Here is a 13,905-nt window from a genome sequence, read left to right on the forward strand (position 1 = left end):
CTGGCACCCCGGTCGCTGGCGGATCCGGCAGGCCGAGGAGTGGGCCGACACCCTGGTCGGGTACGGCGGACCGGACGGCGTCCGGCACGCGGTGTTCCCCGCGGCGGTGGAGGCCTGGGCCGAGTTCGGCGGCCTCGCCTTCGACCTGGTCGGCCCGGGCCGCCAGCTGGCCCGCACCCCGTTCCTGCTCGACCCGCTGTGCGGCCTGCACCAGCCGCGCACCCTGTTCGACCTCGGCCGGGCCCTCGGCACCCAGCTCGCCCCGCTCGGTGAGGAGGCGTACGGGCAGGCCCTGTTGGCCGTCGACGAGGAGGGCCGGGTCTACAGCCTGGACCACACCGGCGAGTGGTTCCTCGGCCACGGCATCGACCAGGCGATCAGCACCCTGGTCCTGGGCACCGCCCCGGAGCGGCTGCGCGCCCCCGAAGACCACGGCTGAGGACGACGGTCAGCGCAGCCGCTCGGCCCGCACCGCCAGCCGGGACGGCAGCACCGCCTCGACCCGGAAGCCGCCGTCCGCCTCCGGCCCGGAGGAGAAGGTGCCGCCCAGCGCGATCACCCGCTCCCGCATCCCGACCAGCCCGTTGCCTCCGCTGGGCAGCCGGGCCGCGCCCCGCTCCCCGTCCGGGCAGGCGTTCACCACGCTCACCCGCACCCCGTTCGGCGCGTACGCGAGCAGCACGGACACCTGGGCGCCGCCCGCGTGCTTGTGCGCGTTGGTCAGCCCCTCCTGGACCACCCGGTACGCGGTCTGCTCGGCCTCGCCGGTGAACTCCTGCCGGCTGCCGCTGACCGTCAGCGTCACCGCCATCCCCGCCGCCCGGGACTGGTCGACCAGCCGGGGCAGCCCGGCCAGCGAGTCCGGCTCGGGCTGGCGGTCGTCGTCCATCCGCAGCACGCCGAGGATCTCGCGCAGCTCGTTCAGCGCCTGCCGGCCCACCTCGCCCATCAACTTGGCGCTCTGCGCGGCCTTCTCCGGGTCCTTGCCGGCTATTCGCTCCAGCGCCCCGGCGTGCACCACCATCAGCGACACCCGGTGCGCCACCACGTCGTGCATCTCCCGGGCTATCCGGGTTCGCTCCTCCAGCCGGGCCCGGCGGGCGCGCTCCTGCGCCTGCTCGGCCAGCAGGTCCAGCTCCGTCTCCAGGCCGTGCGCGCGGTCCTTGAGCGATTCGATGAGCCGCCGCCGCGCCCCGACGTACAGACCGGTCACCACCGGCGCGACGGTCAGCCCGACCGCCACCATCAGCGACAGCAGGATCTGCCCCCACAGCGGCGGCTGCTCCGCGAGCGAGTCGGTCGGCGTCATCAGCGACACCGCTATCACCGCGGCCGCCTCGGCGAAGGCCAGCCCGGACAGCGCCACCACCCGGCGGCGCCGCGAGGGCCACTCCCAGGTCTCCGCCAGTGTGTACAGCGCCACCACCAGCAGCACCACGCCCAGCATCCCGGGCATCAGCAGCAGCGTCACCAGCACCGGTACGGCCGGCCAGCGCCGACGCACCACCAGCGAGCCGCCGGCCAGCGTGCCGAGCACGGCCAGCCCGACCGCGCCCGCGGTGGTCACGTGCAGCCGGGCGGAGAGGAAGGCGATCGTGCTGGCCGAGCACTCGACCGCGGCGAGCAGGGCCAGCCCGATGTCCAGGAGGGCGCTGCGCGGCCGCTTCCACCACCAGAACGACCGGACCGGCACGCGCTCCCCAGGCGACTTGCTCATGCGTGACAGCCTAAGCGGCAACCCCTCCCCTTCCCCACCGGGATCACCCGCTACACCTCGAAGGACGGTCAAGTGGTCCAGACCACAGGTGGCTTCCGCCGGGCCTGTCCGCCATCCGGCCACCTCGCGGACAGCGACCGCCCCGACACCTATGCTGGTCGCGTCGGACAGCGCGGTCCGCACGCGTCACACCTGCCACACTGCGCGTGGACCTGTGACGATGAGCCGTTGCCGAACCCCACCACCACAGGGAGCCAGCCGTGACCGCTCCGGTCCCCAACCCGGCGGACAGCCCCACCACCGTCGCCGACAACGCCGCCCTGCGTGCGGACATCCGCCGCCTCGGCGACCTGCTCGGCGAGACGCTGGTCCGCCAGGAGGGCCCCCAGCTGCTGGGCCTGGTCGAACAGGTCCGCCTGCTCAGCCGCACCGACGGCGAGGCCACCGCCGAACTCCTCTCCGACATCGACCTGGACACCGCCGCCAAGCTGGTCCGCGCCTTCTCCACCTACTTCCACCTCGCCAACGTCACCGAGCAGGTGCACCGCGGCCGCGAGTTCGCCACCCGCCGCGCCCGCGAGGGCTCGCTGCTCGCCCAGACCGCCGACCAGCTCGCCGAGGCCGACCGCAAGCACCTGGAAGACACCCTGGCCCACCTCGCGGTCCGCCCGGTCTTCACCGCCCACCCCACCGAGGCCGCCCGCCGCAGCGTGCTCAACAAGCTGCGCCGGATCGGCGAACTCCTCGACCGCATCCACCGCGAGGAGCTCACCTCCGGCCTGGCCGCCGCCGGCCCGGCCCGCACTAGCAGCGCCAAGCGCTCGGCCGACCGCCGCCTCGCCGAGGTCATCGACCTGCTCTGGCAGACCGACGAGCTGCGCATCGCCCGTCCCGAGCCCACCGACGAGGCCCGCAACGCCGTCTACTACCTGGACGAGCTCTACCGCGAGGCCGTCCCCGAGGTCCTGGAGGAGCTGCACGAGGAGCTCGCCCGGGTCGGACTGCACCTGCCCGAGGGCGTGCGCCCGCTCACCTTCGGCACCTGGATCGGCGGCGACCGCGACGGCAACCCCAACGTCACCCCGCAGGTCACCTGGGACGTCCTCAACCTCCAGCACGAGTACGGCATCAAGGACGCCCTCGCCGCCATCGACGACCTGCGCAACACCCTCTCCACCTCCGAGCGGCTGGCCGGCGCCTCGGTCGAACTGCTCGCCTCGCTCAACACGGACCTGCACCGGCTCCCCGAACTCAGCCCCCGCTACAAGCGGATGAACGCCGAGGAGCCCTACCGCCTCAAGGCCACCTGCATCCGGCTCAAGCTGGAGAACACCCGCGAGCGCCTGGCCGGCGGCACCCCGCACGTCGAGGGCCGCGACTACCTCGGCACCCGCGAGCTGATCGCCGACCTGCGGCTCATCCAGGACTCGCTGCGCTCCCACCGCGGCGAGCTGATCGCCGACGGCCGCCTGGCCCGCGCCATCAACACCATCGAGGCCTTCGGCCTCCAGCTCGCCACCATGGACGTGCGCGAGCACGCCGAGGCCCACCACCACGCCCTCGGCCAGCTCTTCGACCGACTCGGCGAGGAGGCCTGGCGCTACGCCGACATGCCCCGCGAGTACCGGCAGAAGCTGCTCGCCAAGGAGCTGCGCTCGCGCCGCCCGCTCGCCCCCACCCCGGCCCCGCTGGACGAGGCCGGCACCAAGACCCTCGGCGTCTTCAACACCATCCGCGAGGGCTTCGAGCGCTTCGGCGACGAGATCGTCGAGAGCTACATCATCTCCATGTGCCAGGGCGCCGACGACGTGTTCGCCGCCACGGTGCTGGCCCGCGAGGCCGGCCTGATCGACCTGCACGCCGGCATCGCCAAGATCGGCATCGTGCCGCTGCTGGAGACCACGGACGAGCTCCAGCAGGCCGACCGCATCCTGGATGAGATGCTCTCCGACCCCTCCTACCGGCTGCTCGTCGCGCTGCGCGGCGACATCCAGGAGGTCATGCTCGGCTACTCCGACTCCTCCAAGTTCGGCGGCATCACCACCTCCCAGTGGGAGATCCACCGCGCCCAGCGCCGACTGCGCGACGTCGCCCACCGCTACGGCATCCGGCTTCGGCTCTTCCACGGCCGCGGCGGCACCGTCGGCCGCGGCGGCGGCCCCTCGCACGAGGCCATCCTGGCCCAGCCCTGGGGCACCCTGGAGGGCGAGATCAAGGTCACCGAGCAGGGCGAGGTCATCTCCGACAAGTACCTGCTGCCCTCCCTCGCCAGGGAGAACCTGGAGCTGACCCTCTCCGCCACCCTGGCCGCCTCCGCGCTGCACACCGCCCCGCGCCAGGCACCCGAGGAACTGGCCCGCTGGGACGCCGCGATGGACCGGGTCTCCGAGGCCGCCCACACCTCGTACCGCGCCCTGGTCGAGCAGGACGACCTGCCGAAGTACTTCTTCGCCGCCACCCCGGTCGACCAGCTCGCCTCGCTGCACCTGGGCTCCCGCCCGTCCCGCCGCCCCGACTCCGGAGCCGGCCTGGACGGCCTGCGGGCCATCCCGTGGGTGTTCGGCTGGACCCAGTCCCGCCAGATCGTCCCCGGCTGGTACGGCGTCGGCTCCGGCCTCGCCGCCGCCCGCGAGGCCGGCCTCGGCGGCGTGCTGGACGAGATGCACGGCCAGTGGCACTTCTTCCGCAACTTCCTGTCCAACGTCGCCATGACGCTGGCCAAGACCGACCTGCGGATCGCCCGCCACTACGTCGAGCAGCTGGTGCCCGCCGAGCTGCACCACATCTTCGACCAGATCGTCGCCGAGCACGACCTCACCCTGCGCGAGGTGCTCCGGCTCACCGGCGAGAGCGAACTGCTGGAGCACAACCCGGTGCTGAAGCAGACCTTCACCGTCCGCGACGCCTACCTCGACCCGATCTCCTACCTCCAGGTGGCGCTGCTGCGCCGCCAGCGCGAGGAGGTCGCGGCCGGCCGCCACGAGGACCCGCTGCGCGCCCGCGCGCTGCTGCTGACCGTCAACGGCATCGCCGCCGGCCTGCGCAACACCGGCTGACGGCGGGCACGTCGAAGGGCCGGTGCCTCCACCCGGAGGCACCGGCCCTTCGTACGTCTATCCCTAGGCCGTGGGCTCGCCCGCGCGCCTGCGCTTGAGCCACAGCGCCGCGCCGCCGGCCACGACCACCAGGCCGCCGCCGACCGCCAGCAGGCCCGCGTCCTCGCCCATCGAGTCGCCGAGCACCGGGCCGAACTGCGCCGCCGCCGGCTCCGGGGAGACCGCGGGATCGGGCTCGGCGATCGGCTCGGCGTGCGCCACCGCACCGCCGGACAGCAGCACCCCGGCCACCCCCAGCGCACCGGCCGTGCCGATCCGCCGTCCGAACCGCTTCAGCCGGACCACCCGGAGCCGCCGAAGGCGGCGGACCGGACGCAATCTCCGCATCGAGAACTCCCCAGGACCCGTTCGCGTACCAGGCCGACGCTATCCGATCCCGCACAGTCCTCTCACACGAATTCAGGTTTGGAACGGCAAGCGTTGTACGACCGTTGCGCACCCGGCGCCAGGCCATGACGACGCGTCAACCGCCTCAGGAGTTGTACGTGCCCTGCGCCCGCTCCAGCCCCTCGGACAGCAGCGCCTCCACCGCGTCCGCCGAGCGGTCCACGAACCACTCCAGCTCCTTGCGCTCGGTCGAGGAGAAGTCCTTCAGCACGAAGTCCGCGACCTCCATCCGGCCCGGCGGACGGCCGATGCCGCAGCGCACCCGGTGGTACTCCGGGCCCAGCGACTTGGTGATCGACTTCAGCCCGTTGTGGCCGTTGTCCCCGCCGCCCAGCTTCAGCCGCAGCGTCGCGTAGTCGATGTCCAGCTCGTCGTGGACCGCGACCACCGCGGCGGCCGGCACCTTGTAGAAGTCCCGCAGCGCCGTCACCGGCCCGCCGGAGAGGTTCATGAAGGACATCGGCTTGGCCAGCACCACCCGCCGGCCCGCCAGCCGCCCCTCGGCCACCTGCGCCCGGCTCTTGTGCGCCTTGAACCTGGCGCCCATCCGCTGCGCCAGCAGGTCCACCACCATGAAGCCGATGTTGTGCCGGTTCCGGGCGTACTGCTCGCCCGGGTTGCCCAGCCCCACCACCAGCCAGGGGCCCTCGTAGTCCTCCGCCATGCTTCTCTCCTTCGCGCTCGACGTCATCATCCCGGACACACCGCTGCCCCGGCCGCTCCAGGGGAGCGACCGGGGCAGCGGTCGACAGCTAGGTGCGAGAGGCTCAGGCCTCGGCGCCCTCGGCCTCGGCGGCCTCCTCGGCCGGGGCGGCCTGGGCGGCGATGACCTGCAGCACGACGGCGTCGGCGTCGACGGCCAGCGAGACGCCGGCCGGCAGGACGACGTCCTTGGCGTGGACGGAGGCGCCGGCCTCCAGGCCCTCGACGGAGACGGTGACGGCCTCGGGCAGGTGGGTGGCCTCGGCCTCGACCGGCAGGGCCTGCAGGACGTGCTCCAGCAGGTTGCCGCCGGCGGCCAGCTCGCCCTCGGTGTGGACCGGAACCTCGACGGTGACCTTCTCGCCGCGCTTGACCAGCAGCAGGTCGACGTGCTCGATGGTGCGCTTGATGGCCTCACGCTGGACGGCCTTCGGCAGCACGTACTCGTCCTTGCCCTCGATCGGCACGACCAGCAGGGCGTTCGGGGTCTTGAGGGCCATCATCAGGTCGTGGCCGGGCAGGTTCAGGTGAACCGGGGCGTGACCGTGGCCGTAGACGACACCGGGGACGAAGCCGGCACGGCGGGCGCGACGGGCGGCACCCTTGCCGAACTCGGTACGGGTCTCAGCGGCAAGGCGGATCTCGGACACGACTGCACTCCTCGTGAAGACTGGCGCGGGGGTGCAGGGACGCGAAAAACCGCCGGGACCACACCCTCAGTACGTTGGGGGTCGCTCGGCGGCAACGGCTTCTGCCGGCGGACGGGAATCCACCACCGGCAGCGCGTCGATCACGGAGTCGGCGCCCGTCAAGCGGGCACACGGCATCCCTCGCCGAGCAGTTTCACGAGTCTAACCGCACCGGTGCCCTCCCGTGAAATCGGCGGCGGCCCCGGACCGTGGAGGTACCGGGGCCGCCTGCGCGGGGCTTCGTCAGTGCACGCCCTCGGGTCAGTGCACGCCCTCGAAGAGGCTGGTGACCGAGCCCTCCTCGAACACCTCGCGGATCGCGGCCGCGATCGACGGGGCGATCGACAGCGTGGTGATCTTGTCCAGCTGGAGCTCCGCCGGGGTGGGCAGCGTGTTGGTGAACACGAACTCGCTCACCCGCGAGTTCTTCAGCCGGTCCGCGGCCGGGCCGGAGAGCACACCGTGGGTGGCCGCCACCACGACGTCCGCGGCACCGTTGTCGAACAGCGCGTCGGCCGCGGCGCAGATGGTGCCGGCGGTGTCGATCATGTCGTCGACCAGGACGCAGACCCGGTCCTTGACGTCACCGACGACGTCGGCCGACAGGATGGTGTTGGCCTGGGTGATGTCGCGGCGCTTGTGGATGATCGCCAGCGGCGCGTCCAGCCGGTCGCACCACTGGTCGGCGACCTTCACGCGGCCGGCGTCCGGGGAGACGACGGTCAGCTTGTTGCGGTCCACCTTCTCGCCGATGTAGTCCGCCAGCAGCGGCAGCGCGAACAGGTGGTCCACCGGACCGTCGAAGAAGCCCTGGATCTGCGCGGTGTGCAGGTCCACGGCCATCAGGCGGTCGGCACCGGCCTGGCGCAGCAGGTCGGCGATCAGGCGGGCGGAGATGGGCTCGCGGCCGAGGTGCTTCTTGTCCTGGCGGGCGTACCCGTAGAACGGCAGGATCGCGGTGATGCTCTTGGCGGAGGCCCGCTTCAGCGCATCGATCATGATCAGCTGTTCCATGATCCACTGGTTGATGGGAGCCGTGTGGCTCTGCATCACGAAGCAGTCCGCACCGCGGGCCGACTCCAGGAAGCGGACGTAGATCTCGCCGTTGGCGAAGTCCAGGGCCTTGGTCGGGACCAGCTCGGTCCCCAGCGCCGCGGCCACCTCCCTCGCCAGTTCCGGGTGGGCACGGCCGGAGAAGAGCTTCAGCTTCTTCTCACCCGACGTCGTGATCCCGCTCACTGCACCGTCTCCTCGCGTTGCTGACGCTGAACCCCTCCCCCGGCGGGTGGGCAGGGCAGCCCGCACCCACGGGGGATCAGGGAATTGTCGGTACGCCCGGACACGGGCGGTAAGGCCCAGTGGCGCACGTATGTCCCCAAGGTTACGCGCCCGCGCAGAAACCGTCCGCCTCGGGACCGTCCGGCGGGCGCCCGCCCGGGCCGTCAGGCCTCCTCGGCACCTTCCGTCGCCGCCTTCGCGGCCTGCGCGGATGCCGTCCCGGGGCGCTTGCGCTCGACCCAGCCGTCGATGTTGCGCTGGTGTGCCCGACTCACGCCCAGCGCGCCCGCCGGAACGTCGTTGGTGATGACCGAGCCGGCCGCGGTGTAAGCACCGTCACCGACGGTGACCGGAGCGATGAACATGTTGTCCGAACCGGTCCGGCAGTGCGCGCCGATGACCGTCCGGTGCTTGTTCACGCCGTCGTAGTTCACGGTGACCGAGGCCGCGCCGACGTTGGTGCCCTCGCCGATCGTGGCGTCACCGATGTAGGACAGGTGCGGCACCTTGGCGCCCTCGCCCAGCTCGGAGTTCTTCACCTCGACGTAGGTGCCGACCTTCGCCTTGCGGGCCAGCTTGGCGCCCGGGCGCAGGTAGGCGTACGGGCCTGCGGCGGCCAGCTCGCCGATCTCGGCGCGGTCGGCCGTGGTGTTGCTCACACGGGCGCCGGCGCCTACCAGGGTGTCCTTCAGCGTCGAGTTCGGGCCCACCTCGGCCCCCTCGGCCAGGTGGGTGGCGCCCTGCAGCTGGGTGTTCGGCAGCACGACGGCGTCCGGCTCGTACGTCACCTGCACGTCGAACCAGGTGGTCGCCGGGTCCACCACGGTGACGCCCGCGCGCATCGCCCGCTCCAGCAGGCGGTCGTTCAGCAGCCGGCGGGCCTGCGCCAGCTGGACCCGGTCGTTGATGCCCAGGATGTCCCGGTGGTCCTCGGCGACCACGGCGCCCACCCGGTGGCCCGCCTTGCGCAGGATCTCCAGGGTGTCGGTCAGGTACTCCTCGCCCTGCGAGTTGTCCGTGGTGAGCTCGCCCAGCGCCTCGACGAGCAGCTTGGCGTCGAAGGCGAAGACGCCGGAGTTGATCTCGGTGATCGCGCGCTGGGTGGCGGTGGCGTCCCGCTCCTCGACGATCGCGGCGACGGTGCCGTCCTCGTCCCGCAGGATCCGGCCGTAGCCGAAGGGCTCGGGGACGACGGCGGTCAGCACGGTGACGCCGTTCTGCTGCGCCTCGTGCGCGTCCGCCAGTCGGCGCAGGGTCTCGCCGGTCAGCAGCGGCGAGTCACCGGCGGTGACGATCACCGTGCCGTCCAGCACCGAACCGTCCGCGGCCAGCTCCTCCAGCGCCGTGCGCACCGCGTGCCCGGTGCCGTTCTGCTCCTCCTGCACCGCGGTGCGCGCCGTCGGGTAGTGCTCCGTCAGGTGCGCCACGACCAGCTCGCGCTGGTGACCGACCACCACGACCAGCTGGCCCGGCGTCAGTTCACCGGCCGCCGACACGGCGTGCCCGACCAGCGAACGCCCGCACACCTCGTGCAGAACCTTGGGCAGCTTGTTCGACTTCATCCGGGTCCCGCCACCGGCGGCGAGCACGACAACGGCGGCAAGCGAATTGGCACCCATGCGGGGAGGCTCCTCGGTAGGTTCACAGAGAGGGCAGAGCAGGCCCGGCCCGGACCCAGGCCGGTCGCCATTCGCACAGTCCGCCGAGCAGCACCGACAATACCGGCGCGGGGGGAAACGCCCGAACCCGAGGCGTGTAGAGGCTCCGCCGCTAGGATTCGAACCCAGACAAAGGCCTCCAAAGGGCCCTGTGCTGCCATTACACCACGGCGGACAGTCCTGTCAGACCCTACCCGAGTCGACCCCCCCGTGGGTATCAACTGCCCCGATCCGCAGGCACCAATCCGCCGCGGCCGCTCGAACATCCGGGGGTGGGGGTTCATCCATCCAGTCGGGTGAATTCACTCAAGCGCCGCGCGCAGGTGTGTTCCCCTGGACACGGAGCGCAACCTACGATGCCGTAGGTTACGCCGACGTAGGCTCCGCTCTCTCCCGTTGTTCCGGGACGCCGCAAAGGGACGCCCAATGACCATCCAGGCAGGCGAGACCACCTCTGAGACCACCGCCGACACCGGAACCGCCGCCGCCCGGCTGTCCGCCACCCGCGGCGGGGAGAAGCAGGGCTTCGCCGAGCGGTTCGCCCTCGCGCTGTTCATCCTCGTGCCGTTCGCCGCGCTGGTGGCCGCCGTACCGGTGGCGTGGGGCCGGGGGCTGGGGTGGACGGACGCGGCGGTCACCGTCGCCATGTACTTCCTCACCTGCCACGGCATCACCGTCGGCTACCACCGCTACTTCACCCACGGCGCCTTCAAGGCGAGCCGCCCGATGCGCCTGGTGCTGGCGGTCGCCGGCAGCCTGGCGGTCGAGGGCCCGCTGGTGCGCTGGGTGGCCGACCACCGCAAGCACCACCGGTTCAGCGACAAGGACGGCGACCCGCACTCGCCCTGGCGCTACGGGGAGAGCGTCCCCGCGCTGATCAAGGGCCTGTGGTGGGCTCACATGGGCTGGATGTTCGACGAGGAGCAGACCCCGCAGCTCACGTACGCCCCGGACCTGGTCCGCGATCCGGCCATGAGGCGGATCTCCCGGCTGTTCTGGCTCTGGACCACCATCTCGCTGCTGCTGCCCGCGCTGGTCGGCGGCCTGGTGAGCCTGAGCTGGGAGGGTGCCCTGTCCGCCTTCTTCTGGGGCTCGCTGGTCCGGGTCGCGCTGCTGCACCACGTCACCTGGTCGATCAACTCGATCTGCCACGCGATCGGCCGGCGCCCGTTCCGCTCCCGGGACCGCTCCGGCAACGTCTGGTGGCTCGCGGTGCTGTCCTGCGGCGAGTCCTGGCACAACCTGCACCACGCCGACCCGACCGCGGCCCGGCACGGGGTGCTGCGCGGGCAGATCGACTCCTCGGCCCGGCTGATCCGCTGGTTCGAGCTGGCCGGCTGGGTCCGGGACGTCCGCTGGCCGGACGCGCAGCGGATCGCCGCCCGCCGCGCCGCATGAGGCGGCACTTCCAGCATGATGTAGGGGTGAACGGGAGCAGCGCAGACAGCACAGGCGGTCACCACAGCACGCGGACGGACGCGGCGCCCGGAACGGCGCCGGCCCGTCCGCGGGCCGCTGCACCGACGGGCGGGGCCGCCCACGGAGGTACCGAGCCGGGTACGGAGGGGGCCGCGCCCGCGCCGACCCCGCGCCGCCGGGGCGGCCGGGTCCGGATGACCGGCAAGCAGCGCCGGGAGCAGCTGCTGGAGATCGGCCGGACGGTCTTCGCGGAGCGCGGCTACGACGGCACCTCGGTGGAGGAGATCGCCGAGCGCGCCGGGGTGTCGAAGCCCGTGGTGTACGAGCACTTCGGCGGCAAGGAGGGGCTGTACGCGGTGGTGGTGGACCGCGAGATGCAGCTGCTGCTGGACATGGTGACGGGGGCGCTCACCGGCGGGCACTCGCGCGAGCTGCTGGAACAGGCCGCGTTCGCGCTGATGGACTACATCGACACCTCGACGGACGGCTTCCGGATCCTGGTCCGGGACTCCCCGGTGGCCCAGTCGACCGGCACCTTCGCCTCGCTGATCAGCGACATCGCCACCCAGGTCGAGGACATCCTGGGCCTGGAGTTCAAGTCCCGGGGCTTCGACGCCCGGCTGGCGCCGATGTACTCGCAGATGCTGGTCGGGATGGTCGCACTGACCGGCCAGTGGTGGCTGGAGGTCCGCAAGCCGGACAAGGCGACGGTGGCGGCGCACCTGGTGAACCTGGCCTGGCACGGGCTGGAGGGGCTGGAGCGGCACCCCAAGCTGGTCGGCGAGCGCAGGGCCTGAGCCCTTCCGGGGGTGCCGCTCGCCGCTCACCGTTCTACGGCTCACCTCTCACCGCTTGACCCCGACCGCGAAGATCCGCCGGAACGGGAAGACCGTCCCGTACGGCCCCGCCGGGTAGGCCTCGCGCAGCAGCCGCCCGTACTCGGTGAGGAAGGCGGCCCGTTCGGCCGGGTCGGCGAGCCGGGTGAGGACGGGGCGCAGCGCGGTGCCCTTGACCCACTCCAGCACCGGGTCCGGCCCCGGGAGCAGGCTGCGGTAGGTGGTCTCCCAGACGTCGGGGAGGCAGTCGGCGGCGGCGAGGGCGTCGAGGTAGCGCTCGGGCGGATGGACGCCCGCGCGGTCGGCGTCGGGGCCGAGGGCCTCGCGCCAGCGGGGGCTGCGGCGCAGTTCGGCCAGCAGGGTGTGGCTGGGGGCGTCGAAGTTGCCGGGGACCTGGAAGGCGACCGTCGCGCCGGGGCGCAGTGCGGCGGCCCAGCGCGGGACGAGGTCGAGGTGGCCGTCGATCCACTGGAGCGCGGCGTTGGAGACGATCAGGTCGGGCCGGGCCGGGGCCGGGTCGTAGTCGCGGGCGTCGGCGAGCAGGTAGTCGGCGGTGGGCTCGCCCTCGGTGCGGGCGGTGGCGAGCATCGGGGCGGAGTTGTCGACACCGGTGATCCGGGCGTGCGGCCAGCGTTCGCGCAGGACGGCGGTGGAGTTGCCGGGGCCGCAGCCGATGTCCAGGATCACGGCGTGCTCCGGATCCGGGAGTGCGGGGACACGGGCGAGCAGATCGCGCAGCGGGCGGGTGCGTTCGTCGGCGAAGCGTAGGTACTGCGCCGGGTCCCAGACGGGGGTGGGCATGGTTCACCTCGCAGGTATCTCGACATCAAGATATCTCGATGTAGCCTCACTGGCACATTTCTCGATGTCAAGAGACTTCACATCGACACATCCACCGATACACTGATCGTCATGGAGGACGAGGTCGACAGGCTGGTCGCAGCGTGGCGCCGAGAGCGCCCCGACCTCGACGTGGAGCCGCTCGAGGTGCTCAGCCGGGTCAGTCGGCTCGCCCGGCACCTGGACCGCGCCCGCCGCACCGCCTTCGCCGAGCACGGCCTGGAGCCCTGGGAATTCGACGTCCTGACCGCCCTGAGACGGGCCGGCTCCCCCTACCAGCTCTCCCCCGGCCAACTGCTCACCCAGACCCTGGTCACCTCCGGCACCATGACCAACCGGATCGACCGCCTCACCGGCAAGGGCCTCGTCAAGCGCCTGCCCGACCCGGGCGACCGGCGCGGCGTCCTGGTCCGCCTCACCGACGACGGCCGCGACCGCGCCGACCAGGCACTCGCCGGACTGCTCGCCCACGAACGCGAACTGCTGGCCCAGCTCAGCTGCGACCAGCAGGGCGAACTCGCCGCCCTGCTGCGGGTGTTGGTCGCACCGTTCGACAACATCCCCGGCTAGAACGGGCCTTGCGGGCTCTTCGCGCGTTGCGAGCCCGGCACATCACGGTTCCTCGCCCCGCCACGCCCCCTGGACCTCAGCCCCGTTCGGGCACCCCGGCCACCGACGGCGGCGACGGCAGGGCCGGCTCCGCGGGGCTGACCCCGGCCCGGCGGGCGACCGCGACGGCGGCCAGCGTGGAGTGCACCCCGAGCTTGCCGAGCACGTTCTGCATGTGGGTGCGGACGGTGTGCGGCGACAGGTAGAGCCGCTCCGCGACCGCCTGCCGCCCCAGACCCGCGACCATGCAGCGCAGGATCTGCTTCTCCCTCGGGGTGAGGGTGTCCACCAGCCGCTCGCTCTCGGTGCGGTCCCGCCGGGCGGTGGTGAGCTCGCGGATCACCCCGGTGAGCAGCGCGGGCGGCAGGTGCGTCTCGTCCCGCAGGACGCCCCGCACCACAGCGAGCAGCCGGGCCAGCGAACTCTCCTTCGCCACCCAGCCGGTGGCACCCGCGTGCAACGCCCGGGCGGCGCGGTGCGGGTCGTCGGCGGCGGCCAGGACGACGGCGCGCAGCCCCGGGTGGGCGCGGCGGAGCCGGCCGAGCAGGGTGATCCCGTCGGGCGGCGGGCTGACGGGTCTGAGCTGGTCAGCGCGCAGTTGGTCGGCCCTCAGCTGGTCGGCACGCAACCGGTCGGCCCGCTGCTGGTCCGCCG

Annotated in this window: 13 protein-coding genes and 1 tRNA gene; 5 read left to right on the forward strand and 9 right to left on the reverse strand. The window is 72.4% G+C overall.

Features of this window, described 5'->3' with window-relative positions; translation table 11 throughout:
- The coding region (locus tag J0670_RS12710) for an SUKH-3 domain-containing protein (RefSeq protein WP_207811623.1) at positions 1–439 on the forward strand (439 nt) is incomplete at its 5' end.
- 9 nt (positions 440–448) lie between these two features.
- On the opposite strand, the gene J0670_RS12715 is transcribed toward J0670_RS12710, so the two are convergent.
- A complete protein-coding gene (locus J0670_RS12715) occupies positions 449–1,717 on the reverse strand; it encodes a sensor histidine kinase (protein WP_207811624.1) in 1,269 nt (422 codons plus the stop codon).
- Between the two features lie 260 nt (positions 1,718–1,977).
- Here J0670_RS12715 and ppc point away from each other — a divergent pair, with 260 nt between their 5' ends.
- The gene (gene ppc / locus J0670_RS12720) at positions 1,978–4,773 is read left to right on the forward strand and encodes a phosphoenolpyruvate carboxylase (RefSeq protein WP_207811625.1); all 2,796 of its coding nucleotides are present in this window, start codon (positions 1,978–1,980) and stop codon (positions 4,771–4,773) included.
- 63 nt (positions 4,774–4,836) lie between these two features.
- Here ppc and J0670_RS12725 read toward each other — a convergent pair whose 3' ends face one another.
- From J0670_RS12725 to J0670_RS12750, 6 genes are all read right to left on the reverse strand, one after another.
- Positions 4,837–5,160: a hypothetical protein gene (locus J0670_RS12725; RefSeq protein WP_207811626.1), complete on the reverse strand. Its 324-nt coding sequence runs from the start codon at positions 5,158–5,160 to the stop codon at positions 4,837–4,839.
- 145 nt (positions 5,161–5,305) lie between these two features.
- Positions 5,306–5,884 carry an aminoacyl-tRNA hydrolase gene (gene pth, locus J0670_RS12730; RefSeq protein WP_207811627.1) on the reverse strand — a complete coding sequence of 193 codons (579 nt, stop codon included), beginning with the start codon at positions 5,882–5,884 and terminating at the stop codon, positions 5,306–5,308.
- A 103-nt stretch (positions 5,885–5,987) separates the two neighbouring features.
- Positions 5,988–6,572, reverse strand: coding sequence for a 50S ribosomal protein L25/general stress protein Ctc (locus J0670_RS12735; RefSeq protein WP_207811628.1), 585 nt, complete (start codon positions 6,570–6,572; stop codon positions 5,988–5,990).
- A 300-nt stretch (positions 6,573–6,872) separates the two neighbouring features.
- Positions 6,873–7,850: a ribose-phosphate diphosphokinase gene (locus J0670_RS12740; RefSeq protein WP_207811629.1), complete on the reverse strand. Its 978-nt coding sequence runs from the start codon at positions 7,848–7,850 to the stop codon at positions 6,873–6,875.
- 203 nt (positions 7,851–8,053) lie between these two features.
- The gene (gene glmU / locus J0670_RS12745; protein ID WP_207811630.1) at positions 8,054–9,508 is read right to left on the reverse strand and encodes a bifunctional UDP-N-acetylglucosamine diphosphorylase/glucosamine-1-phosphate N-acetyltransferase GlmU; all 1,455 of its coding nucleotides are present in this window, start codon (positions 9,506–9,508) and stop codon (positions 8,054–8,056) included.
- 143 nt (positions 9,509–9,651) lie between these two features.
- Positions 9,652–9,722: transfer RNA gene (locus J0670_RS12750), tRNA-Gln, on the reverse strand.
- 251 nt (positions 9,723–9,973) lie between these two features.
- Between J0670_RS12750 and J0670_RS12755 the strand changes: the two genes are divergently transcribed.
- Entirely contained in the window at positions 9,974–10,945 is a 972-nt protein-coding gene (locus J0670_RS12755) for a fatty acid desaturase (RefSeq protein ID WP_207811631.1), read from the forward strand.
- 215 nt (positions 10,946–11,160) lie between these two features.
- Positions 11,161–11,763, forward strand: coding sequence for a TetR/AcrR family transcriptional regulator (locus tag J0670_RS12760; protein ID WP_207811632.1), 603 nt, complete (start codon positions 11,161–11,163; stop codon positions 11,761–11,763).
- Between the two features lie 48 nt (positions 11,764–11,811).
- Here J0670_RS12760 and J0670_RS12765 read toward each other — a convergent pair whose 3' ends face one another.
- A complete protein-coding gene (locus J0670_RS12765; protein ID WP_207811633.1) occupies positions 11,812–12,603 on the reverse strand; it encodes a methyltransferase domain-containing protein in 792 nt (263 codons plus the stop codon).
- A 111-nt stretch (positions 12,604–12,714) separates the two neighbouring features.
- Between J0670_RS12765 and J0670_RS12770 the strand changes: the two genes are divergently transcribed.
- Positions 12,715–13,212 (forward strand): MarR family winged helix-turn-helix transcriptional regulator, encoded by a 498-nt coding sequence (locus tag J0670_RS12770; RefSeq protein WP_207811634.1) that lies wholly within the window; start codon positions 12,715–12,717, stop codon positions 13,210–13,212.
- Positions 13,213–13,288: 76 nt separating this feature from the next.
- On the opposite strand, the gene J0670_RS12775 is transcribed toward J0670_RS12770, so the two are convergent.
- Positions 13,289–13,905: response regulator transcription factor (locus J0670_RS12775; RefSeq protein WP_207811635.1), on the reverse strand; the 617-nt coding region annotated here is incomplete at its 5' end.

Source organism: Streptomyces sp. FH025, from assembly GCF_017427025.1.
Lineage (GTDB): Bacteria > Actinomycetota > Actinomycetes > Streptomycetales > Streptomycetaceae > Kitasatospora.